We start from the raw sequence: 21573 nt of genomic DNA on the forward strand, positions 1-21573 counted from the left end.
CCCGCCGTTTGCGTTTCAATCCGACATGCCTCAGCTTGCCGCGCGGTCCTTTCGGTCACGGCGCAGGTTGGTCAGCTCTTCAGCCACCAGGAACGCCAGCTCCAGCGACTGCGATGCGTTCAAACGCGGGTCGCAGGCGGTGTGGTAGCGGTCCGACAGGTCCTCTTCGCTGACGGCGCGGACGCCGCCGGTGCATTCGGTCACGTCCAGTCCGGTCATCTCGAAATGCACACCGCCGGGGATCGTGCCCTCGGCCTGATGCACGCCGAAGAAATCCCGAACCTCGCGCAGGACCGATTCGAACGGCCGGGTCTTGTAGCCGGTGGCCGACTTGATCGTGTTGCCGTGCATCGGGTCGCAGACCCAGGTCACCTTGGCGCCCTCTTCCTTGACGGCCTTGATCAAGCGCGGCAGGTGCTCGCCCGCTTTGCCCGCGCCGAAGCGCGCGATCAGGGTCAGACGGCCTTCTTCGTTGTCCGGGTTCAGCTTGGACATCAGAACCTTGAGGTCCTCGGCCGTGGTGGTCGGGCCGCATTTCAGACCGATCGGGTTCAGCACGCCGCGGCAGAATTCGACATGCGCGCCGTCGGGCTGACGGGTGCGGTCGCCGATCCAGATCATATGGCCCGAGCCGGCCAGCCATTTGCCCGAAGTCGAATCCAGTCGCGTCAGCGCTTCTTCATACTCCAACAGCAGTCCTTCGTGGCTGGTGTAGAACTCGACGGTCGAGAATTCATGGGTGGTATCCGCGGTGATGCCGGCGGCCTCCATGAAGTCGATCGTGTCCTGAATGCGGTCGGCGATCTCGGAATACTTCTGCACGTCCTGTTCGTTGGTGAAACCCAAGGTCCAGGAATGCACACGGCTCATGTCCGCGAAACCGCCGGTCGAGAACGCGCGCAGCAGGTTCAGAGTGGCCGCAGCCTGGGTATAGGCCTGCAGCATCTTTTCCGGGTTCGGGATACGCGCCTCGGGCGTGAAAGCCAGTTCGTTGATGATGTCACCACGGTAGCTTGGCAGTTCTACGCCATCGACCACTTCGGTCGGCGCGCTGCGCGGCTTGGCGAACTGGCCGGCCATACGGCCCACCTTGACCACCGGAACCTTGGCACCATAGGTCAGAACCATCGCCATCTGCAGCATCACCTTGAAGGTGTCGCGGATCGCATCGGCGCTGAACTGGTCGAAGCTTTCGGCGCAGTCCCCACCCTGCAGCAGGAAGGCCTCGCCACGGCCGGCCGCGCCCAAGTGCTGTTTCAGACGCCGGGCCTCGCCCGCAAAAACCAGCGGGGGATACTGCGAAAGCTTGGCCTCGACTTTGGCCAGCGCGGCCGCGTCGGTATAGTCTGGCATCTGAACCCGCGGCTTGCTGCGCCAGTTCGTTTTTTGCCACTCGGTCATAGCTTTGATCTCCGCTGAGGTAATTCAGGTGGTCTCTATACAAAATCCATAGACCAGAGACCATATCCGATTTGCGCCTCTTGACGTCGGAAACAAGCTTTGAGCATGGTGTCGGTCAAATTCGCCGCAGGCCTCGGGCCTCGGCCCGCCGAATCAAGGACAGTTCGCCATGCAAGAGCAACGCCAAGTTGTCACTGTGGACAAGCGCGCGGCCAAGCCGCTCAATTTCGTATTCGTGTTGCTCGACAAGTTTTCGTTGCTGTCTTTTGCCTCGGCACTGGACAGCCTTCGGATTGCCAATCGGATGGCGGATCAGCAGATCTATACCTGGTCGCTGGCCGGTGAAGGCGGAGAGGTGGTCAGCTGCTCGGCCGGGACGACGTTCGAGCTTGACCGCGATCTGGACGAACTGCAGCGGGACGAGGTGATCCTTGTATGTGGCGGCGTCGATGTTCAGGCGGCGACCACCAAAAAGGTTCTGAACTGGCTGCGCCGCGAGGCCCGCAAAGGCTTGAAGATCGGTGGCTTGTGCACGGCGGCCTATACCCTCGCCAAGGCCGGCCTGCTGGACGGCAAACGCGCCACCATCCACTGGGAAAACGCCGACAGCTTTGCGGAAGAGTTCGAAAACGTCGAACTGACGAAATCCGTCTTTCTGATCGACGGCAACCGGATGACAACGGCCGGTGGCACCTCGTCAATCGACCTGATGCTGAAACTGATTGCCGACGATTACGGTGAGGAGTTGGCCAATGCAGTGGCCGACCAGATGATCTATTCCTCCATCCGCACCGATCAGGACACCCAGCGCCTGTCGACGCCCACGCGGATCGGTGTGCGCCACCCCAAGCTGAGCCAGGTCATCCTGATGATGGAGAAGAACATCGAGGAGCCGATTTCGCCCTCGATCCTGGCCAAGGATGTTGGCATGTCGACCCGCCAGCTCGAGCGACTGTTCCGCCGGTATCTGAGCCGTTCGCCCAAGCGCTATTACATGGAACTGCGGCTTCACAAGGCGCGCAACCTGCTGATGCAGACCGACATGAGCGTGATCAACGTGGCCTTGGCCTGCGGTTTTGCCAGCCCCAGCCATTTCTCGAAATGCTACCGCGCGCATTACAACACCACGCCCTATCGCGAGCGTGGAACGCAGAGCGGACGGCTGTCGGTCTGACACCTAGAACTTCGCCAGAATGGACTCGGCGCTGGTGTTGATGCTGAACTGCAGAACCATCACGCCGTCGTCGCGTTGGTGCAGAAGAGCGTAATAGTAGAGATAGCTGTTCTTGTCGTTCCAGTAGATCCGCATTTCCTGCGCGAACCCGTTCTCAAGCTCGACCCGTTTGGCAACGTCGGCATTGGTCAGGTAGTACGGAACAAGGTCACGTAGCTGCCCTTGCAGGACTTGCATCTGCTGCGGCGTGTATTCGTCGGCGCCGCCCAACCGGTTGATGACGTTCGAGAACTCGCGGTTCTTGATCTTGGTGTCGACGAAGGCTTCGTAATCGGCATAGGTCGCAAAGACCTCGTCGGCCGCGGCGGGAAGTGTCGAAAGGGACAAAAATATTGCTGCGAGAATGCGGAACATCTCAATCCTCTTAGAAGTGTATCGCTGCACTCCTAGGACGAACGGGAAATCCTGTAAACCGCACCCTGCCCGACCGAGATGAACCAGATCGCCCCATCCGGGGCCTGCACGATGTCACGGACCCGTTCGGTCTCGGGGCCTTTGATCTGCTCGACCTCGCGCAACGGGTTGCCGGACAGCCGTGCGATATAGTCGAATTTCAGCGAACCCACGAAGATGTCACCCTGCCATTCGGGAAACATCCCGCCGGAATAGACCATCAAGCCCGACGGCGCGATGGACGGATCCCAATACAAGCGCGGCTGTTCCATTCCGGCCTTGCTGGTGCCTTCGCCGATCTTCTCTCCGGAATAATGCGTCCCGTAGGAAATGACCGGCCAACCGTAGTTGGCGCCGGGTTTCACAAGGTTCACTTCGTCCCCGCCCTTGGCGCCATGTTCCGAGACCCACAACCGGCCACTCGTATCAATATCAGCGCCTTGCGGATTGCGATGACCAAAGGACCAGATCTCGGGGCGGATGCCTTCTTGCGCGACAAACGGATTATCCGCCGGGATCGAGCCATCGCGGTTGATCCGAATAACCGTCCCCATGTGGTTCGAGCGGTCCTGTGCGGTCGGCCTGTCGCCACGATCCCCCAAAGTGATGAACAGCGTCCCGTCCTGCGCCTCGACCACGCGCGATCCGAAATGCCGGCCACCCGAGCCGCCGGGAACCGCTTCGAATATCACCTTCAGGTTGGTCAGCCGCTTGCCGTTCTCGGACAGGCGCGCCACGGCAACCGCCGTACCGGCCCCGCCGCTCTGTGGCTTCGAGAATGTGAGAAACACCTCTCTGGTGCGGTCAAAATCGCGGGCGATGGTTACGTCCAGCAGACCGCCCTGCCCTTGCGCCGCGACTTTCGGAACGCCCCGGACCTTGGTGGCCTTGCCGTCACGCGCCAAAAGCAACTGGCCGTCGCGCTCGGTAACCAAAAAACTGCCATCAGGCAGCAGGCCGATCGCCCAGGGCGTATCGAGGCCGGCAAGCATGGTCGTCACCGAGACCTCGCCTGCGGATGTCTTCAATGACTCGCCCGACGCGACGCTGCCGCAAATCATCAGAATGAGAATCGTGAAAACCCTGATCATATCTATCGCTCCAATCCCGGTCAGAATGAGCCGCCCGGGAACCAAACCCTAGAAAACAAATAGAGTTGTTCAGCCAAAAGACACATTCCTGTTTGGACTTTTCTTTTCTGAACAGCTTGCCTAGGGTCTTGCTCAGAACGAATACGTTCCAACAAGGGAGTAACCTAATGAAAAAGCTGCTTACTGCGACTGCAGCAACCGCATTGCTGGCCGGTGCCGCAATGGCCGAAGACGTCAAACTGGGCGTTCTGTTCGGATTTACCGGGCCGATTGAATCACTGGCCCCGGCAATGGGTTCGGGCGCTGAACTGGCGATGGCCGAAGTGACCGAATCCGGCAAGCTGCTGGGCGGCGCCACCGTCACCCCGTCGCGCGCCGATACCGGCTGCATCGACAACGGCCTGGCCACCTCGAACGGCGAACGCATGATCGCCGATGGCGTCGCCGGCATCATCGGCGGCGACTGCTCGGGTGTAACTGGCGCAATCCTGCAGAACGTCGCTATTCCGAATGGCATGGTCATGATCTCGCCGTCAGCGACCTCACCCGGTCTGTCGACGATGGAAGACAACGGGCTGTTCTTCCGCACCGCCCCGTCGGATGCGCGCGAAGGTCAGGTTATGGCTGACATTCTGAAAGACCGCGGCATCAATTCGATCGCTCTGACCTATACCAACAACGACTACGGCAAAGGTCTGGCCGACGCGATCCAGTCGTCGTTCGAGGCCGTGGGCGGTGAAGTGACCATCGTTGCAGCACATGAAGACGGCAAAGCGGACTATTCGGCCGAAGTCGGCGCACTGGCCTCGGCGGGTGGGGACATCCTCGTGGTTGCCGGTTACCTGGATCAGGGTGGTCTGGGCATCATCCAGTCCGCTCTGGACAGCGGCGCGTTCGACACGTTCGGTCTGCCGGGCGGCATGATCGGTGACTCGCTGCCTGCGAATGTCGGCCCCGATCTGGACGGCTCGTTTGGTCAGATCGCCGGTTCCGGCGGCGAAGGCGCCGAGAAGTATTTTGCCATGGCCGAAGCCGCGGGCTTTGACGGCTCGTCGCCCTACTCGCCTGAAAGCTATGACGCAGCCGCGTTGTTCATGCTGGCCATGCAGGCAGCAGGGTCGGCCGATCCGGCCCAGTACGGTGGCAAGATCCTGGATGTGGCCAACGCCCCCGGCGAGAAGATCTATCCGGGTGAACTGGCCAAGGGTCTGGAACTGCTGGCCGCTGGTCAGGACATCGACTATGTCGGCGCTTCGGGTGTCGAACTGATCGGTCCGGGCGAAAGCGCTGGGTCCTACCGCGAGATCGAAGTGAAAGACGGCAAGAACGAGACCGTCAAGTTCCGTTGATCCGTTAGCTGACCGCATGATACCAAGCAGCCCGGGCCTTGTGCCCGGGCTGTTTCAATGACAAAAGGCGCCACCTTATCTTGGGGATGGGGCAACACGAAGAACCGCGAAAGCCGCGGACAGGGGAACACATGATCGTCGTCGAGGACGTGCACAAGCATTTCGGCGGTTTCCATGCGGTGGACGGGGCATCGCTGGAGATCGAAAAGGGCTCGATTACCGGCCTGATCGGTCCAAACGGGGCCGGAAAAACCACTCTTTTCAATGTGATCGCGGGTGTTCTGCCTCCGACCAGCGGCAAGGTCTGGATGGATGGCGAAGACATCACCGGCCTGCCGCCCCATGATCTGTTTCACAAGGGGCTGTTGCGCACGTTCCAGATCGCGCACGAGTTCTCGTCGATGACATGCCGCGAAAACCTGATGATGGTCCCCGGTGGCCAATCCGGTGAATCGCTGTGGAACACATGGTTCGGCCGCAAGCGGATTGCCGATGAGGAACGCGCCCTGCGCGCCAAGGCCGACGAGGTGCTGGAGTTCCTGACCATCGAACACTTGGCCGACCACAAGGCGGGTCAGGTCTCGGGCGGCCAGAAAAAGCTGCTGGAACTGGGCCGCACGATGATGGTGGACGCCAAGATCGTGTTCCTGGACGAGGTCGGCGCAGGCGTGAACCGCACCCTGCTGATGACCATCGCCGATACGATCCTGCGTCTGAACAAGGAACGCGGCTATACCTTCGTCGTGATCGAACACGACATGGATTTCATCGGCAAGATCTGCGATCCGGTGATCTGCATGGCCGAGGGCAAGGTTCTGGCACAGGGCACGCTGGACGAGATCAAGGCCAACGAGCATGTCATCGAGGCCTATCTGGGTACTGGGCTCAAGAACAAAGACCAGTTGGAGGCCGGGGCATGAGCGACAATCCCTATCAGGATGACAAGGGCAACAAGGACGCCTCGATCACCAACACGCATGGCATCGGCACGATGACGCCGGCCCATCGGGTCAGCGGCAAGACCCACCGTGTAGAGGGCGGTCCATTCCTGATCGGTGACACCATGACCGGCGGGTACGGCAAAGGCCCCGACATTCTGCACGATTGCACGATCGCCGTGGACAAGGGCGAAATCGCCGTGATCGTCGGCCCCAACGGCGCTGGCAAATCCACCGCGATGAAGGCCGTTTTCGGCATGCTGGACGTGCGCGCCGGATCGGTGCGGTTGGATGGAGAGGACATCACCAACCTCAGCCCGCAGGACCGGGTGATCAAAGGCATGGGCTTTGTGCCCCAAACGCAGAACATTTTCACCTCGATGACGGTTCAGGAAAATCTGGAAATGGGCGCGTTCATCCGCACGGATGATTTCTCGGACACGATGGAACAGGTGTTCGAGCTGTTCCCGATCCTGCGAGACAAACGCAACCAGGCGGCGGGTGAGCTCTCGGGCGGACAGCGCCAACAAGTGGCCGTCGGCCGCGCGCTTATGACCAAGCCCAAAGTGCTGATGCTGGACGAACCGACTGCGGGCGTTTCGCCGATCGTGATGGACGAACTGTTCGACCGCATCATCGAAGTGTCGCGCACTGGCCTTCCGATCCTGATGGTCGAGCAGAATGCCCGCCAGGCACTTGAGATCGCCGACAAGGGCTATGTGCTGGTCCAAGGCCGCAATGCATACACGGGAACCGGTAAGGAACTGCTGGCGGACGAGGAAGTGCGCAAGTCGTTTTTGGGCGGCTAACCGACGGTTTTCAGAATTCGGTTTTTTCATGGGGCCGGTCGGGATTCTCGACTGGCCCTTTTGCTTGATCGCTTTGCGCAAAATTGAAGGCCAGAAGATGGCAATAGGTGTTTCCGGCCACACCCTTCTTCCTTAAAACCCTTATTAGGCATCTGAAAAATATAAATTATTTCCTGGCAGCGCACCGGTTCAAAAAGCCTGTGGAATTTCTCGGAATGCCAATCTGCTGCTTTAATCAGGTCAAATTTCAAAAATATCGCTGCGCCCGAACCACTACACCAATCCCCGAAACGCGCCCCAATTGGGGGGCACAAAAATTGGAAGTCAAAATGAAGAAATGGATGATCGCCGCACTGGTCGCACACTTGGCAACTGGCGCTGTGGCTCAGCAACGCGAGTTTGTGTGCATATCGGATATTGATGGAACCGAGTACCGGCTGACACGGCTTGAAGGCAAGCAAAAGGGATCGGTCAAATTCGGTGACACGACCGGGGATGCTCAGGTGTTTCCTGGCCTGAACAACATGACGTTCATCCTGGCGACCGAACAGCATGTCATGACCTTCTTCGTCAAAAGCCCTGATCTGTCCTACAACCTGTCCATTCGCCGTCCGGTCCTTCAGAATGACCGTGGCCAATGCACGGAAACCGGAGCCTAGTCCCCCAATCATCTGCGATTTCAGGCCGCGTCCCACATGGTGGCGCGGTCTTTTTCTTTCGGGGATTAGCAGACGGTTGGAACGCGTGTGATCAATGTCCGCCAAACCGCATAAAAACATGCACAAAGCCGCAAAAATCATGCTCCAAATTGTTGTGTCTTTCGTCGGCGTCATGCCATAAAGCCGCACCCGGACAGTGAGAAGAACATAATGGACCTACTGAATGCGCTTGTTGCGCTTGCGAACTTTGTGATCGTGCCTGCGGTTGCCTATGGCAGCCAGTTGGCACTTGGGGCGCTGGGGGTCACCCTGATCTACGGCATCCTGCGGTTTTCCAACTTTGCCCACGGGGATACGATGGCCTTCGGCGCAATGATCGCCGTACTGGTCACCTGGGGTCTTCAGGCCGCTGGGATCGGGTTCGGGCCCCTGCCGACGGCGCTTCTGGCGCTTCCGTTTGCGATCCTGGGGTGCATCCTTCTGGTGCTGATCACCGACAGACTGGTCTATCGGTTCTACCGCGAGCAAAAGGCCAAACCTGTGATCCTGGTGATCGTGTCCATGGGCGTGATGTTCATCATGAATGGGCTGGTGCGCTTCATCATCGGCCCCGATGACCAAAGGTTCTCGGATGGGGCACGGTTCCTGATTTCTGCGCGGGATTTCAAAAAGATGACCGGGCTGGATGAGGGGCTTGCGATCAAGACCTCGCAGGGTATCACCGTGATCGTCGCCGTCGTTGCCGTCGCCTTGCTGTTCTGGTTCCTCAACAAGACCCGCACCGGTAAGTCGATGCGCGCTTATTCCGACAACGAGGATCTGGCCTTGTTGTCCGGCATCAACCCGGAACGTGTGGTGATGATCACCTGGATCATCGTTGCGGCACTGGCCACGACGGCCGGGGTTCTCTATGGGCTGGACAAGAGCTTCAAGCCATTCGTCTATTTCCAGCTGCTTCTGCCGATCTTTGCCTCGGCCATCGTGGGCGGATTGGGTAACCCGATTGGGGCTATCGCAGGCGGATTCATTATCGCCTTTTCCGAAGTCACGATCACTTATGCCTGGAAGAAGGTGCTGACTTACCTTGCCCCGGAAAGCCTGGAACCTTCGGGCCTGGTGCAGTTCCTGTCCACCGATTACAAATTCGCCGTCAGCTTCGTCATTCTGCTGATCGTGCTTCTGTTCAAGCCAACAGGTCTGTTCAAGGGGAAAGCGGTATGAACGAAGCAGTCAAAAACACCCTGCTTTTCGTGATTGTCGGCGGGCTGATCCTGCTGACCGGTTTCGTTCAAAGCTGGAACACGGCGATCTTGATTCTGAACATGGGTCTGATTTCCGCGATCATGGCGATCGGTGTGAACCTGCAATGGGGCTTCGCCGGACTGTTCAATGTCGGCGTCATGGGTTTTGTTGCGCTGGGCGGACTTGCGGTTGTGCTGGTCTCTACCCCTCCGACACCCGGAGCCTGGTCCGCGGGCGGGTACGGGATCGTGCTGGCGCTTCTGCTGGGGGCGGCGACCGTTGTCGCAGCCGTGATGGCCGCGCAAAAAATGCCCAAGGGCCGGGCACGAACGCTGGCGATCATCGCAATCCTCGTCGTCGGGTTCTTCGTCTATCGCGCGGTGTTCGACCCGAGCATCGCTGCCGTCGAAGCCATCGACCCAGCCATTGCCGGAAATATCGGCGGGCTGAATCTTCCAGTGCTGCTTGCGTGGCCGGCGGGTGGGCTGTTGGCCGCGGGCGCTGCCTGGCTGATTGGCAAGACGGCGTTGGGTCTGCGCTCGGACTACCTTGCGATTGCCACGCTGGGCATCGCCGAGATCATCATTGCGATCATGAAAAACGAGGACTGGCTGGCCCGAGGGGTCAAGAACGTCTACGGCATCCCCCGCCCCTCACCTATCGTGGGCTATGAGATTGACCTGCAGAGCGACCCGTCCTTCGTCGAACGTGCAGCCTCATTCGGGCTGGACCCGGTGACCGCTTCGACCCTGTGGGTGAAACTGGGTTATGCATTCCTGTTCCTGATCGTGCTTCTCATCCTGCTCTGGATGGCTCAGATGGCGCTCAAAAGCCCGTGGGGCCGCATGATGCGCGCGATCCGCGACAACGAGGTCGCCGCCGAAGCCATGGGTAAGGACGTCACCCGCCGTCATCTGCAGATCTTCGTTCTGGGCTCGGCCATCTGTGGCATTGCCGGGGCGATGATGACGACGCTGGACGGCCAGCTGACACCCAGCGCCTACCAACCGCTCCGGTTCACCTTCCTTGTCTGGGTGATGGTGATCGTCGGCGGTTCCGGCAACAATTTCGGCTCGGTCCTGGGGGCCTTTCTGATCTGGTTCCTGTGGGTCGAGGTCGAGCCCATCGGTCTGTGGCTTATGAACCTGATCACTTCCAGCATGCCAGATGGCAGCGCGCTTAAGGCCCACCTGATCGAAAGCACGGCACATATGCGCCTGTTCACGATGGGGCTTATCCTGCTGATTGTTCTCAGATTCAGCCCAAGGGGCCTGATCCCCGAGAAGTAGACATCTTTCATCACGAAACCGTCAGGCCGCGCCATGCGAATGGCGCGGTTTCTTGATTGCGGCTTGAAAAATCAATAGACGGCTTCACACTCTATGAACCATATCGGCGCATATTGTTCGAAAGACCACTCACCTGATGCGCCGATCTTAACGAGTAAACTCTGACCCAGAAGAAAAGTTCTTGCACCATGAAGACTTCCACAAAGAAAATTGCCCTTATGGTTCCGGTCCTAGCTGTTGTGGCCGGATGTATCCCGAGCCCCCGTGAACTGGAAACCACACCCGTCCAGGTACAGACGCCCAAGGGCGTCGTGACCTGCCAACTGTATCGCCAGGATCGGGTTGTCTGGGATCGCGCGATTGATTTCCCGGCCACCAAGATGTCGGTTCCCGAAGCTGACGCCTATTGCCAGCAGGAAGGACAGCGGCGCCTCAAGCGCTGACGCGGCACGCCCCGCCAGTTCCGGCTGGCAGGGCGATGAAATTCAACGGTTGCGAAACAGCCCGCCCAGAATGCCGCGAACGATGCGGCGTCCTGTGGTTCCTTTCAGCTCTTTGATGACTGCCTCGCTCATGGCAGAGGCAAAGCTGTCCTGCTTTCGGACCGATCGTGCAGACGATCGCCCTACTCTGCTGCCGCTGTATCTGCGCGCCGCCGAATACTCCCGCTCGGACACCGACCGGGTGTCGTCTTGCTCCTCTGGTTCGGCCTCCTCGGCCTCGGCCGCGGCCTTGGCCGCGCGGGCCTGCAGGATTTCGAATGCCGATTTGCGATCCAGAAGCGTTTCGTATTTTCCGGCCATCGGAGACGCCTCAATCACAGCCTTGCGCTCGGCGTCGGTAATCGGGCCCAGTTGTGAACCCGGCGGACGTATCAATGTCCGCTCGACCATACCCGGCGCGCCCTTCCGTTCAAGCATCGAGGTCAACGCCTCGCCCACTCCGACTTCCCGGATCGCGGTTTCCGTGTCGAAGGCCGGGTTTTCCCGATAGGTTTCCGCGGCCAGCCGCAAATTCTTGCGATCGCGCGCGGTGAAGGCGCGCAAAGCATGTTGGACGCGGTTGCCCAACTGTCCGAGGATATCTTCGGGAATATCGGCCGGGTTCTGAGTAATGAAGTAAACCCCAACGCCCTTGGATCGGATCAATCGCGCGACCTGCTCGACCTTGTCCACCAGAACCTTGGGCGCATCGTCGAACAGCAGATGGGCTTCGTCGAAGAAAAAGACCAGCTTGGGCTTGTCGGGATCGCCGACTTCGGGAAGTTCCTCGAACAGTTCGCTCAGCAGCCACAAAAGAAACGTGGCATACAGCCCGGGCGCGCCCATCAGCTTGTCAGAAGCAAGGATGTTGACCATCCCGTGGCCGTTTTCATCCAGGCGCATCAAATCCGACAGTTCGAGCGCGGGCTCACCGAATAGCCGTGCGCCGCCTTGGTTTTCTAACACCAGCAATCGTCGCTGTATGGCACCGATCGAAGCGGTCGAGACATTTCCGTAGCGCAGGGACAGCTGCGACCGGTTTTCACCAATCCAGACCAGAAGAGCCTGCAAGTCCTTGAGATCCAGCAGCGGCATTCCCTCTTCATCCGCAACCCGGAAGGCGATGTTCAGCACACCTTCCTGCGCTTCGCTCAGGTCCAGAAGCCGGGAAAACAGCAGCGGCCCCATCTCGGTAACCGTTGTCCGGACAGGGTGGCCCTGCTCACCAAACAGATCCCAGAACGTGACCGGGCACGCGGCATAGGAGTAATCGGCAAACCCGATACGCTGGGCACGGTCCATGAAGGCCTGATGCAACTTGTGATCGGGGCTGCCGGGACGCGTCAGTCCGGACAGGTCACCTTTGACGTCAGACAGGAAAACAGGAACGCCCTGCTGCGAGAACCCTTCGGCCAGGATTTGCAGGGTCACGGTCTTGCCCGTCCCCGTTGCACCGGCAATCAAGCCGTGCCTGTTTGAATATTTCAGCGTCAAACCCTGCGGCTGCTTGTAATCAACACCGCCACCGCCGACAAAAACGTTTTCCGTCATATTGATATGCCCCAAAACTTAGCGTCCCGGCACCACCATACAAACTTAACCTTTGACTGCGATAGTGATTTTGCCCGCCTCGCAATTCCCTCGTGTGGTGGGCAAACTTCCTCCCTGTCGACTGGCTGTGCTTTCGGGCACAGCCCCTTTTTTTGAAATTGCCAAGTTTCTGCTTGTGGAAACATTAAATTTCGCTGTTAGCAGTTGACCACTGGGTTCGCCTCTCGTAACGTTCGGGCATAACTAAGTCGGCCAGTCCGACGGGGAGATATATTGATTGAAGGGAGCCGCACGTACGGCTCCCTTTGTCGTTTGTACTCAAAGGCTTCCCGGCGTCACTTCAGGTGGCCTATGATGGGTCGGCGAAAATCCGTCCAATCCCGCGTGTGGCGCGCGCTTTGCAACTGACATGGCCGAGCAGGAATGCTAGAGACGTTTGAAAAAGCTGTATCAGCACAATGAGGCACTGATGATCACCAAACTTGTTCCAGCCACCCTGGTAACGGCTGCATTGCTGGGCTCAGGCGCGTTCGCCCAGGAAGCCACGACTGAAACTCAAGAACAGACCCAAGCCGGTCAGACCACGGATACCGGCTCCGACCTGGATCTGGGTCAAAGCGGCCCGCGTGCCGGCGAGCAATATGTCCGCGAGAAGTCGGGCGACTGGGAGATCTCCTGCATCAAGGCGCAATCCGGCGATGACCCCTGCGCGATGGTTCAGATTCTCAACGGTGCGCAGAATGAACCTCTGGCCGAGATTACCGTTGGCAAGCTGCCCGCCGGTGGTGCCGCCGCAGCCTGGGCAAACGTCATTGTTCCGCTGGAAACCCTGCTGCAGGCACAACTGGCCATCTCGATCGATGGCGCACCGCGCAAGCTGTACAACTATCACCATTGTGTTCCGGTCGGTTGCGTTGCCCAGCTGGGTCTGACCCAAGGCGACATTGACGCGATGAAAGCAGGAACGAAGGCTACCATTTCACTGGTGCCCGCACGCGCGCCCGATCAGGTTATCAACATGGATCTGTCGCTGAGCGGATTTACCGCTGCCTTTGACGGCCTGCAGGTCAACACCAACTGATCACGCCAAAATGAATGACCAAAGCCGCCATCATCCGATGGCGGCTTTTTTCATACCTTCTTGAGGGCCAAGACCGCGTTCAGACCGCCAAACGCAAAGGCGTTGCTCAGTGCGACATTTACTTCGGCCTCGCGCGCCTCGTTTGGTACGACGTCCAAAGCGCATTCCGGGTCGGGTTCTTCATACCCGATGGTCGGAGCAATCACGCCGTCACGGACGGCCATGATACAGGCCAACAGTTCAACCGCGCCGGTTCCGCCGATAAGGTGGCCGTGCATGGATTTGGTCGACGAGATCATCAGATCGTCGGCATGGCGTCCAAATACATCCGCGACCGCTGCGCATTCGGTCTTGTCATTGGCGGCGGTTCCGGTGCCGTGGGCGTTGATATAGCCCACGTCACTTGCGTTCAGCCCCGCGTCCTTCAAGGCCCCGGCCATGGCGCGGGCCGCGCCCTGTTTGCTGGGCATCACGATATCCGTCGCGTCCGAAGACATCGCATAGCCCGCAACCTCACACAGGATTTCAGCGCCGCGAGCACGCGCATGTTCGTATTCCTCGAATACGAACACACCGGCGCCCTCGCCCTGAACCATGCCATTGCGATTTGCGCTGAACGGCCGGCAGGCGTCCTTCGACATAACCCGAAGGCCTTCCCAAGCCTTGACCCCGCCAAAACACAACATGGACTCCGACCCACCGGTAATCATCGCCGGGGCGGCGCCACTGCGCACCATCTGGAACGCCAGCGCCATCGCGTGGTTCGACGATGCACAGGCCGTCGAAACGGTAAAACTGGGGCCTTTGAGGTTGTGCTCCATCGAAATGTGGCTTGCGGCCGCGTTGTTCATCAGCTTCGGAACGACGAATGGATGGACCCGGTTCTTCCCGTCTTCGTAGACCGAGCGGTAGTTGTCATCCCAGGTCGAAACACCACCGCCGGCCGTTCCCAGAACGACCCCCGACCGAACGGCCAATTCGCCGTGAAACTCCAGCCCCGACTGGTCGATCGCCTCTTTGGCCGCAGTCAGAGTGAATTGCGTGAAACGGTCATACAGCGCCATCTGCTGACGATTGAACCGGCCCTCGGCCTCGAACCCACGGACCTGGCCGCCGATTTTGATGCTCAGTCGGTCGACGTCACGAAATTCAAGCTCGGAAATGCCGCAACGGCCTTCGCGCATCGCTTCCAGGGTGTCGGGCACGGAATGGCCCAGCGAATTGATCGTGCCAGCGCCGGTAATGACAACCCGTTTCATGACCGCGGATCAGACCTTTTCCGCGACCAGTTTTTCGATCCCGGCAATGATCGCTGCAACATTCGAGATGTCGAAATCACTTGCCGTCGGTTCGTTGGCGTTGAAGGGGATCGAGATGTCGAATTCTTCCTCGATAGCAAAGATGCTTTCAACCAGGCCCATGCTATCGATTCCGAGATCTTCCAGAGAGCTTTCGGGCGTCACGTCGGACGGCTCCAGCACGGCCTGCTCTGCAATGATTGCGATGACGCGGTCGCTGATGCTCATGTCGTTCCCCTGATTGTCGCGTTGCGGTTGATTTAATCGCTCGACGAGGGTTTGAAAACCGTCTTTTTAAGCGCCTCTACGTCACGGGCCATGCGAGGAAGCCGACGCTGCGCCTTGTAGATTTCGGTGTGCGTTTCCATTTTCACGCCCGGATAGCCCATGATCACACGACCTGCCGGGACATTCGAAAGTATCTTGGTTCCGCCGCCCGCGATCACGCCGTCACCAATGAAGATATTGTCGACGACTCCGGTCTGGCCACCCAAAACCACGTTGTTGCCGATCTCGACCGAACCGGACACGCCGGTTTGACCGCACAGCAAACAGTCCCTGCCGACCTGGGTGTTGTGCCCGACATGAACAAGATTGTCCAACTTGGAGCCGTCTCCGATGACGGTGTTGCGGATTGTGCCGTTGTCGATGGTGCAGTTCGCGCCAACCTCGACATCATTGCCGATCTGGACCGCACCGAGCGAATGGATGCGCAACCAGCTCTGCGCCTTGGCGTCTCCGGCGTCGCCCATGGTCTTGCGCACGTTTTCCACACCAGACACCTCGGGCGTGACAAAGCTGAACCCATCCCCGCCGATCCTGGCTCCGGGTTGCGCAATAAAGCGATCGCCGATGATGGCACGCGCGCCGATGCTGACCATCTCGCGCAACAGGCAGTTCTGGCCCAACACGGCATCCATACCAACGTGGCACTGGGCGCCGATCACCGTTCCGGACCCGATGCGGGCCCGGGGGCCGACAACGGCCAGAGGCCCGATGGACACATCTCCGGCGATCTCGGCCGTCGGGTCCACGACCGCCGAAGGATGGATCCCAAGTGCGACGCCCTGCCCCCGGTCCAGCATCGTGGTAATTCCGGCCATTGCCATACGGGGGCGGCCGACGAACACGGCGCCCTCCAGACCCAGTGCGCGCCAGTCGGCACCCTCCCACAGAACGGCGCAGCGCGCCTGACCCTCAGCCAGGGCCTCGGCGTATTTCGGAGCCATCGCCATAGCCAGATCGGTCGGACCAGCATCCTTGGGCTCGGCCGCCCTCAGAATCGTCAGGCTGGTGTTTCCCTCGGCCGGCGCCCCCAGAGCATCGGCGATTTGCTGTAAGGTGAACTGCATCGCGGGCTTCCTTGTCGCAGGATTTAGCGCCCTGTGCTTACCCCTGAACGTTCGGCAGGGCCACCCCTGCTTTTTGCAGGGCATCCCAAATCTTCTGGTCCCGACCATAGACATCGCGCCGATACTGCACGTCGCCCTTCGGCCCGACGAATGCGGTGCGGTAAATCAGATGAACCGGAACCGGCTGTTTGAGGTCAACCTTGGTTTCACGTCCGGTACCCAGCACCCTGTGGAAAAAGGCCTCGGGATCCTCTTCCTGTTTTGCCAGCAAAGCATAGGCGAAATCAAAAGGTTGCGCCAAACGAATGCACCCGTGAGAGAAGGCGCGCACTTCGCGTGCGAACAGGCTCTTCTGCGGGGTGTCGTGCAGATAGATGTTGTACTTGTTGGGGAACATGAACTTGACCAGCCCCAGAGCGTTGCTCTGCCCCGGAGGCTGGCGCATCGCAAACGGAAAGCTGCGAGCCGTGAACTGGTTGAAGTCCACCGCATTGCGGTTCACCTGGCGCCCGCGCCGATCGGTGATCTCAAGATGCCGGACGGCATTGGGGTTGGCCCGCAACTTCGGCAGGTATTCTTTGGTGATGATCGAGCGCGGCACATGCCAGCTGGGATTGATCACCATGTGCTCCATCACATCCGAAAACTCGGGGCTTTGACGATCGCTGGTGTTTTTGCCGATCACCGCACGTGTTTCAAATGTCACCCGACCATCGTCGACGATTTTCGCGGAAAAGTCGGCCTGATTGACCAGAACATGCCGTGCGCCCCTCTCGCGAGGGAGCCAGCGTTCACGTTCCATCGCAACCATCACCGCCTTGAGTCGGTCAGAAGGTGACCGGTTGATTTCGGCAATCGTTCCCTGGCCGGCGACACCATCTGGTTCAAGTCCATGGGCGCGTTGGAAGGCTTGCACCGCTGCCACCATGGAGTCGTCATATTCCGGGCTGGCCGTGGGCTTGAGGAACCCCATCGTAACCAAACGATTACGCAGTTTTATGACGCTCGGCCCCGTATCGCCGCGTTCGTATTTTCCGGTTGGAACGGTCGGCCCCCATTCACCATGTTCGTTCAGTGACTGCAGCGCCATCTTCTGCTTGAGCAGCGCCCGGTACTGGCTGGACTGCGGTGGAAGCTGCGCGAGATAAGAGCCGTCAGTGGATCTCATCATCGCCGCAAGATGTTCCGAGGCTGGCTTCTGTTCGACCGCACGCACGAGGCCGGCATCGATCTGAGCCGGGCGCAGCAGCCCGGACTGAATATCCTGCGCATAGCGGACAAACGCCTCGCTCAGCGCTGCCTCAAGCGCTCCGAGATCGCGGTTTGACCGAGCGCTTTCCATCTTCGCCATCAGGCCATCAACGTCATATCGTTCGGCCGGAAGCCCATGCATCTGAGCATGGGACAATGCTTTGATAAGTGCCGACCGACGCGCCGCGTGATCAGAGGTAGGACCGACCCAAATCGGCGCGAATTCCTGTTCTCGATAAAAGGACGCGATTTCCGGGGTTGTCTCTGCGCTTTCCGCCACAGCCATCCGAAACGCGAAACTCTCAGCCTGGGTCGGAGCCGCCTGAACGGATGTGGCCGACACGGCGATGCTTGCGGCAAACAGAAAAATCGTACAGGTCCGACGGACAGAATTCATGGGATAGCCTTGGTTTTCAATAACTTGGAACACTAGTTTTTGCGCCCGACAATTATGTTTCACGCCTCGGGGGATTGTCCACTCACATTTCCAACAGCACATCACAGCGCTGGCCCCCTGATGCGCGATTGCATCGTCTGGAAAAAAACGAAAGGGATTCAGGTCTGTTCGCCACATTTTTTGTCACTTGCGCAGATTTTCGCCGAAAATTCCCCGTAAGAAAGCACAAGACCAAAAGATCACTTGGCGCAAGAATCCCTCTGTGGCATAAAATCCGCATCTGGGATGGGAAAGAATTAAGAAAGCGCACGTAACATCGTGTGCAGGCAGGAACTGTACGGGACGAAACACGCTATGACCAAGAGCAGTACCTCGGGGATGACCCGGCGTGCCCTATTGGGCGCATTCGCGGCAACGGCAGTTGTTGCAGCACCAACCTACTCAAACGCAGCAGGCTTCCTTCGCGGGGGTGGAGACATCCGCAGGATCCGTATGTATTCGGGTCGCACCGGCGAGCGCTTGGACATGATCTACTGGGTCGATGGTAAATACGTCAAAGACGCGGTCAAGGAAATCAACCACTTCATGCGTGACTGGCGCACCGATCAGTCAAAGGACATGGATCTGCGCACGATCGACATCATGGCCGCGGCCCACAACCTGCTGGATGTGAACGAGCCCTACATGCTGTTGTCGGGCTACCGCTCTCCGCAGACCAACGCCATGCTGCGCCGTCGGTCGCGCGGTGTCGCCAAGAACTCTCTCCACGTCAAAGGTCAGGCTGCGGACCTGCGGCTTGCCTCCCGCTCGGTCTCACAGATGGCCAAGGCAGCCATTTCGTGCCGTGCCGGCGGTGTCGGCCAATACTATGGATCAAATTTCGTGCACATGGATTGCGGCGACGTTCGCTCCTGGCGCGGCTAATACACTACCACTCACCAACCCCGCAAAAAGCCCCGGCGCATCACTGCCCGGGGCTTTTTGCTGCGCAGCGCCCATCTGGCAATGACGGACACAGGCGCAGAAGCGCTACGCTTTGAAACTCTGGAAGAAAGTGGCGCACCTGAGAAGATTCTGGTGCTAAACTATATTGTTATTTTTCAACCACTTAGATAGATAAAGCTCAGAAAATGTTGCGGGATTTGTTGCGGGATCATGTGTCCTCACTTTCAGCAACTTCGTACTTGTCTGCCCTTAGAATAACCGCCTCAATCACTTTGCCCTTGTTCACCTTGGCATTGATTTGAAGTTGAACCGGTACCTTGCTCCATTCAGCCTCCTTAATAACTTCACGATGGCTAAGTGATGAGATTACTTCCTGAACGCTCGCTGAGAACTCTTCACCGTTGTCGACATTCTCGATGTAAACACGGAATCCATCTGCAACTTGTGTGTCTACTTTTTGAACGCGGTAAACCCCATCTTTTCGCTCTTCTTTCGCCGACGATCTACTTTCCCGGCTGATGTTCTGCCCCGCTTCGGCCGGAATGCTAATGCCGTTTATCGCAGCATCCGATTGAGATGCGTGTTTTACAATTGATGCTCTAGCTTTCTCCGCCTCATTTCGCAAACCTTCAACAACTGGAACTTGAGCTTGCGCCTTATCCAGCATCGCGCTTTTTTGCTGGTCTGTCGCAACCGATTGAATTGTTTCAAGAGCTTTTTCCAAAGTTTGGAACGCCTGCTTGTTCGTTCCCTCACTCAATTCCGCCAGCTTCTCCTCTTTACGGTTGTTCAGCCAAGTCCGAAACACTGATTGGCCACCCCACGTCAGGATGAGAACAATGAGAACAATGGCGATTTGCGTCGGCTCCATCTTTTCTACTGCTCCTACTGCGGCTTCTTTCAAAATACCTACTAAGTCTGCTTCTTGGTCAGAGCTTCCGCTCTTTACCTTAATAACAAGTTCTAGGTTGTCTTTTTCTAGATCAGACAGAACTCGGCCATCTGCTGTGCCTTTCGCTACCAAAGCGTAAGACCGATACACGGCCCTTTGAGCATCTTGCCAGCCTTGCATCATGTAGGTGTTTAACGCTGAATCATAGCGTTGACCGGGGATCAGCACAGTAGCTTTCACACAGTCACCTAAGATCAAATCATCCAAAGACTCAATTTCAAGCTTACCATCAATTAGGTTTGCCAAAACTTCCTAAGCGCGCTCTTCTGAGTTGATTTCAATGCGCATTAAAATCCCTTTCCGTGAATTGCTTTGCAAACAATCAGAATGAGCCGACGAGGTAAAGTAGAGAGTACCGGAGTGCGCACCAGATTTTGTGAATTGTGTTGCGGGATTTGTTGCGGGATTGGTTTGAATCCCTTTGGTGGATTCAACGCGATCCCTTATTTTAATGAATAATATCAATAACTTAAGCGAAAAAGTGGCGCACCTGAGAGGATTCGAACCTCTGGCCTCTGCCTTCGGAGGGCAGCGCTCTATCCAGCTGAGCTACAGGTGCGTTGGCCGTTAGCTAACCTTGTTCCGATCCGGGTGCAACTGGATTTTGCATGTCGGAACTCGGTTTAGCGACGAACAATCAGGCAAACAATTCGTGCGCCAGTTCCAGCGCATCGATCAGCGTGTCGACCTCATCGGTTGTGTTGTACAGACCAAAACTGGCGCGGCAAGTGGCCGTAACCCCGAGATGATCCATCAACGGTCCGGCGCAATGGTGCCCCGCCCGAACGGCGACGCCCTTCTTGTCGAGAATGGTGGATACATCGTGCGCGTGGCCCGCACCATCCAGCGTAAAGCTGAAGATAGCGGCCTTGTCGGGCGTCGTCCCCTGAACCTGCAGCCAGTTCAGCCCGGTCAGGCGCTGCATTGCATAGTCGCGCAAGCCCGCCTCATGGGCCGCGATGTTGTCCATCCCCAAACTCATCATGTAGTCCAGCGCAACGCCCATGCCGATCGTCTGGACGATACCTGGAGTGCCGGCTTCGAATTTCATCGGCGGATCGTTGTAGATCACCGTGTCTTTCGACACCTCCTTGATCATATCGCCTCCTCCGATGAAGGGGCGCATCTCGGCCATACGTTCCGATTTGATGAAGATCGCGCCAGATCCCGAGGGGCCGTACAGCTTGTGTCCGGTAATAGCATAGAAATCACACCCGATATCCTGCAGATCCACCGGCATGTGAACCGCGCCCTGGCTTCCGTCGACCAGCACAGGCACGCCTTTGGCATGGGCGCCTTCGGTGATCGCCTTCACGTCAACCACGGTACCCAGAACGTTGGAACACTGGGTCACCGCCACCAGTTTGGTCTTGGGCCCGATGGCGTCGATCACGGCCTGCGGATCCAGCGCACCACTTGCATCCACGTCCACCCATTTCAAAACGACGCCCTGTCGTTCGCGCAGAAAATGCCAGGGTACGATGTTGGCATGATGCTCCATGACGCTCAGAACAATTTCGTCGCCGGCCTGCATCCGCGGCATGGCCCACCCATAGGCGACTAGGTTGATCCCCTCGGTCGTCCCGGAATTCAGGACGATCTCATCCTCATTCGCGACATTCAAAAACCGGGCGACGGTTCCGCGCACGGATTCGTACTTTTCGGTCGCCAGGTTCGACAGGTAGTGCAATCCGCGATGCACGTTCGAATACTCGTGCGCATAGGCATTGGTGACTGCATCTATCACCACCTGAGGTTTCTGCGCCGAGGCCCCATTGTCGAGATACGTCAACGGCTTCCCGTTCACCTCACGCGAGAGGATCGGGAAATCGGCGCGGATTTTCTGGACGTCATACATG

Annotated in this window: 20 protein-coding genes and 1 tRNA gene; 10 read left to right on the forward strand and 11 right to left on the reverse strand. The window is 58.3% G+C overall.

Annotated features, from left to right (window positions below):
• Positions 1 to 30: 30 nt before the first annotated feature.
• Complete coding sequence (locus GOW72_RS12985) at positions 31 to 1401, reverse strand: class II 3-deoxy-7-phosphoheptulonate synthase (RefSeq protein ID WP_093962074.1); 1371 nt, start codon at positions 1399 to 1401, stop codon at positions 31 to 33.
• A gap of 169 nt (positions 1402 to 1570) precedes the next feature.
• Here GOW72_RS12985 and GOW72_RS12990 point away from each other — a divergent pair, with 169 nt between their 5' ends.
• On the forward strand, positions 1571 to 2575 hold the full coding sequence (locus GOW72_RS12990) for a GlxA family transcriptional regulator (RefSeq protein ID WP_170338595.1): 1005 nt from the start codon (positions 1571 to 1573) through the stop codon (positions 2573 to 2575).
• A gap of 3 nt (positions 2576 to 2578) precedes the next feature.
• Here GOW72_RS12990 and GOW72_RS12995 read toward each other — a convergent pair whose 3' ends face one another.
• Positions 2579 to 2989, reverse strand: coding sequence for a hypothetical protein (locus tag GOW72_RS12995; protein ID WP_170338593.1), 411 nt, complete (start codon positions 2987 to 2989; stop codon positions 2579 to 2581).
• Positions 2990 to 3021: 32 nt separating this feature from the next.
• A complete protein-coding gene (locus GOW72_RS13000; RefSeq protein WP_170338591.1) occupies positions 3022 to 4119 on the reverse strand; it encodes a PQQ-dependent sugar dehydrogenase in 1098 nt (365 codons plus the stop codon).
• A gap of 167 nt (positions 4120 to 4286) precedes the next feature.
• Here GOW72_RS13000 and GOW72_RS13005 point away from each other — a divergent pair, with 167 nt between their 5' ends.
• The 7 genes from GOW72_RS13005 (at position 4287) to GOW72_RS13035 (ending at position 10848) form a co-directional block, all read left to right on the forward strand.
• The gene (locus GOW72_RS13005) at positions 4287 to 5468 is read left to right on the forward strand and encodes an ABC transporter substrate-binding protein (protein ID WP_170338589.1); all 1182 of its coding nucleotides are present in this window, start codon (positions 4287 to 4289) and stop codon (positions 5466 to 5468) included.
• 131 nt (positions 5469 to 5599) lie between these two features.
• Positions 5600 to 6388 carry an ABC transporter ATP-binding protein gene (locus tag GOW72_RS13010; protein ID WP_093962961.1) on the forward strand — a complete coding sequence of 263 codons (789 nt, stop codon included), beginning with the start codon at positions 5600 to 5602 and terminating at the stop codon, positions 6386 to 6388.
• Entirely contained in the window at positions 6385 to 7215 is an 831-nt protein-coding gene (locus GOW72_RS13015) for an ABC transporter ATP-binding protein (protein ID WP_170338588.1), read from the forward strand. The genes GOW72_RS13010 and GOW72_RS13015 overlap by 4 nt, the downstream gene beginning before the upstream one ends.
• 107 nt (positions 7216 to 7322) lie before the next feature.
• Positions 7323 to 7874: a hypothetical protein gene (locus GOW72_RS13020; protein ID WP_170367117.1), complete on the forward strand. Its 552-nt coding sequence runs from the start codon at positions 7323 to 7325 to the stop codon at positions 7872 to 7874.
• A 210-nt stretch (positions 7875 to 8084) separates the two neighbouring features.
• Positions 8085 to 9095, forward strand: coding sequence for a branched-chain amino acid ABC transporter permease (locus GOW72_RS13025; protein WP_093962081.1), 1011 nt, complete (start codon positions 8085 to 8087; stop codon positions 9093 to 9095).
• The gene (locus GOW72_RS13030; RefSeq protein WP_170357869.1) at positions 9092 to 10405 is read left to right on the forward strand and encodes a branched-chain amino acid ABC transporter permease; all 1314 of its coding nucleotides are present in this window, start codon (positions 9092 to 9094) and stop codon (positions 10403 to 10405) included. Before GOW72_RS13025 ends, GOW72_RS13030 begins: the two co-directional genes overlap by 4 nt.
• Positions 10406 to 10593: 188 nt before the next feature.
• Positions 10594 to 10848 carry a hypothetical protein gene (locus GOW72_RS13035; protein WP_170338583.1) on the forward strand — a complete coding sequence of 85 codons (255 nt, stop codon included), beginning with the start codon at positions 10594 to 10596 and terminating at the stop codon, positions 10846 to 10848.
• A 42-nt stretch (positions 10849 to 10890) separates the two neighbouring features.
• Here the strand turns inward: GOW72_RS13035 and GOW72_RS13040 are convergent, their stop codons facing one another.
• Positions 10891 to 12438 (reverse strand): helicase HerA-like domain-containing protein, encoded by a 1548-nt coding sequence (locus GOW72_RS13040; RefSeq protein WP_170367118.1) that lies wholly within the window; start codon positions 12436 to 12438, stop codon positions 10891 to 10893.
• Between the two features lie 469 nt (positions 12439 to 12907).
• Between GOW72_RS13040 and GOW72_RS13045 the strand changes: the two genes are divergently transcribed.
• Positions 12908 to 13519: an invasion associated locus B family protein gene (locus tag GOW72_RS13045; protein ID WP_170367119.1), complete on the forward strand. Its 612-nt coding sequence runs from the start codon at positions 12908 to 12910 to the stop codon at positions 13517 to 13519.
• Positions 13520 to 13569: 50 nt separating this feature from the next.
• Here the strand turns inward: GOW72_RS13045 and GOW72_RS13050 are convergent, their stop codons facing one another.
• The 4 genes from GOW72_RS13050 to GOW72_RS13065 are packed head-to-tail and all read right to left on the reverse strand — an operon-like array spanning position 13570 to position 17817.
• The gene (locus GOW72_RS13050) at positions 13570 to 14778 is read right to left on the reverse strand and encodes a beta-ketoacyl-[acyl-carrier-protein] synthase family protein (protein ID WP_093962085.1); all 1209 of its coding nucleotides are present in this window, start codon (positions 14776 to 14778) and stop codon (positions 13570 to 13572) included.
• A gap of 9 nt (positions 14779 to 14787) precedes the next feature.
• A complete protein-coding gene (locus tag GOW72_RS13055) occupies positions 14788 to 15045 on the reverse strand; it encodes an acyl carrier protein (RefSeq protein ID WP_093962086.1) in 258 nt (85 codons plus the stop codon).
• A gap of 32 nt (positions 15046 to 15077) precedes the next feature.
• On the reverse strand, positions 15078 to 16169 hold the full coding sequence (lpxD, locus tag GOW72_RS13060) for a UDP-3-O-(3-hydroxymyristoyl)glucosamine N-acyltransferase (RefSeq protein ID WP_170357875.1): 1092 nt from the start codon (positions 16167 to 16169) through the stop codon (positions 15078 to 15080).
• 37 nt (positions 16170 to 16206) lie between these two features.
• Positions 16207 to 17817, reverse strand: a complete 1611-nt coding sequence (locus GOW72_RS13065) for a L,D-transpeptidase family protein (RefSeq protein WP_170367120.1) — start codon at positions 17815 to 17817, stop codon at positions 16207 to 16209.
• Between the two features lie 354 nt (positions 17818 to 18171).
• Between GOW72_RS13065 and mepK the strand changes: the two genes are divergently transcribed.
• The gene (gene mepK, locus GOW72_RS13070; protein WP_170338571.1) at positions 18172 to 18741 is read left to right on the forward strand and encodes a peptidoglycan L,D-endopeptidase MepK; all 570 of its coding nucleotides are present in this window, start codon (positions 18172 to 18174) and stop codon (positions 18739 to 18741) included.
• Between the two features lie 229 nt (positions 18742 to 18970).
• Here the strand turns inward: mepK and GOW72_RS13075 are convergent, their stop codons facing one another.
• The 3 genes from GOW72_RS13075 to GOW72_RS13085 form a co-directional block, all read right to left on the reverse strand.
• Positions 18971 to 19921 (reverse strand): hypothetical protein, encoded by a 951-nt coding sequence (locus GOW72_RS13075; RefSeq protein WP_170367121.1) that lies wholly within the window; start codon positions 19919 to 19921, stop codon positions 18971 to 18973.
• Between the two features lie 275 nt (positions 19922 to 20196).
• Positions 20197 to 20273, reverse strand: a tRNA-Arg gene (locus GOW72_RS13080).
• 78 nt (positions 20274 to 20351) lie between these two features.
• On the reverse strand, positions 20352 to 21572 hold the full coding sequence (locus GOW72_RS13085) for a cysteine desulfurase (protein WP_170367122.1): 1221 nt from the start codon (positions 21570 to 21572) through the stop codon (positions 20352 to 20354).
• Position 21573: the final 1 nt, after the last annotated feature.

Source organism: Ruegeria arenilitoris (assembly GCF_013032855.1).
Classification (GTDB): domain Bacteria; phylum Pseudomonadota; class Alphaproteobacteria; order Rhodobacterales; family Rhodobacteraceae; genus Ruegeria; species Ruegeria arenilitoris.

Excerpts from the sequence above, each read along its gene's own strand:
- GOW72_RS12985 (WP_093962074.1), bottom strand. The coding sequence starts at position 1,401 with ATGACCGAGTGGCAAAAAACGAACTGGCGCAGCAAGCCGCGGGTTCAG.
- GOW72_RS12990 (WP_170338595.1), top strand. The coding sequence starts at position 1,571 with ATGCAAGAGCAACGCCAAGTTGTCACTGTGGACAAGCGCGCGGCCAAG.
- GOW72_RS12995 (WP_170338593.1), bottom strand. The coding sequence starts at position 2,989 with ATGTTCCGCATTCTCGCAGCAATATTTTTGTCCCTTTCGACACTTCCC.
- GOW72_RS13000 (WP_170338591.1), bottom strand. The coding sequence starts at position 4,119 with ATGATCAGGGTTTTCACGATTCTCATTCTGATGATTTGCGGCAGCGTC.
- GOW72_RS13005 (WP_170338589.1), top strand. The coding sequence starts at position 4,287 with ATGAAAAAGCTGCTTACTGCGACTGCAGCAACCGCATTGCTGGCCGGT.
- GOW72_RS13010 (WP_093962961.1), top strand. The coding sequence starts at position 5,600 with ATGATCGTCGTCGAGGACGTGCACAAGCATTTCGGCGGTTTCCATGCG.
- GOW72_RS13015 (WP_170338588.1), top strand. The coding sequence starts at position 6,385 with ATGAGCGACAATCCCTATCAGGATGACAAGGGCAACAAGGACGCCTCG.
- GOW72_RS13025 (WP_093962081.1), top strand. The coding sequence starts at position 8,085 with ATGGACCTACTGAATGCGCTTGTTGCGCTTGCGAACTTTGTGATCGTG.
- GOW72_RS13030 (WP_170357869.1), top strand. The coding sequence starts at position 9,092 with ATGAACGAAGCAGTCAAAAACACCCTGCTTTTCGTGATTGTCGGCGGG.
- GOW72_RS13035 (WP_170338583.1), top strand. The coding sequence starts at position 10,594 with ATGAAGACTTCCACAAAGAAAATTGCCCTTATGGTTCCGGTCCTAGCT.
- GOW72_RS13040 (WP_170367118.1), bottom strand. The coding sequence starts at position 12,438 with ATGACGGAAAACGTTTTTGTCGGCGGTGGCGGTGTTGATTACAAGCAG.
- GOW72_RS13045 (WP_170367119.1), top strand. The coding sequence starts at position 12,908 with ATGATCACCAAACTTGTTCCAGCCACCCTGGTAACGGCTGCATTGCTG.
- GOW72_RS13050 (WP_093962085.1), bottom strand. The coding sequence starts at position 14,778 with ATGAAACGGGTTGTCATTACCGGCGCTGGCACGATCAATTCGCTGGGC.
- GOW72_RS13055 (WP_093962086.1), bottom strand. The coding sequence starts at position 15,045 with ATGAGCATCAGCGACCGCGTCATCGCAATCATTGCAGAGCAGGCCGTG.
- lpxD (WP_170357875.1), bottom strand. The coding sequence starts at position 16,169 with ATGCAGTTCACCTTACAGCAAATCGCCGATGCTCTGGGGGCGCCGGCC.
- GOW72_RS13065 (WP_170367120.1), bottom strand. The coding sequence starts at position 17,817 with ATGAATTCTGTCCGTCGGACCTGTACGATTTTTCTGTTTGCCGCAAGC.
- mepK (WP_170338571.1), top strand. The coding sequence starts at position 18,172 with ATGACCAAGAGCAGTACCTCGGGGATGACCCGGCGTGCCCTATTGGGC.
- GOW72_RS13085 (WP_170367122.1), bottom strand. The coding sequence starts at position 21,572 with ATGTATGACGTCCAGAAAATCCGCGCCGATTTCCCGATCCTCTCGCGT.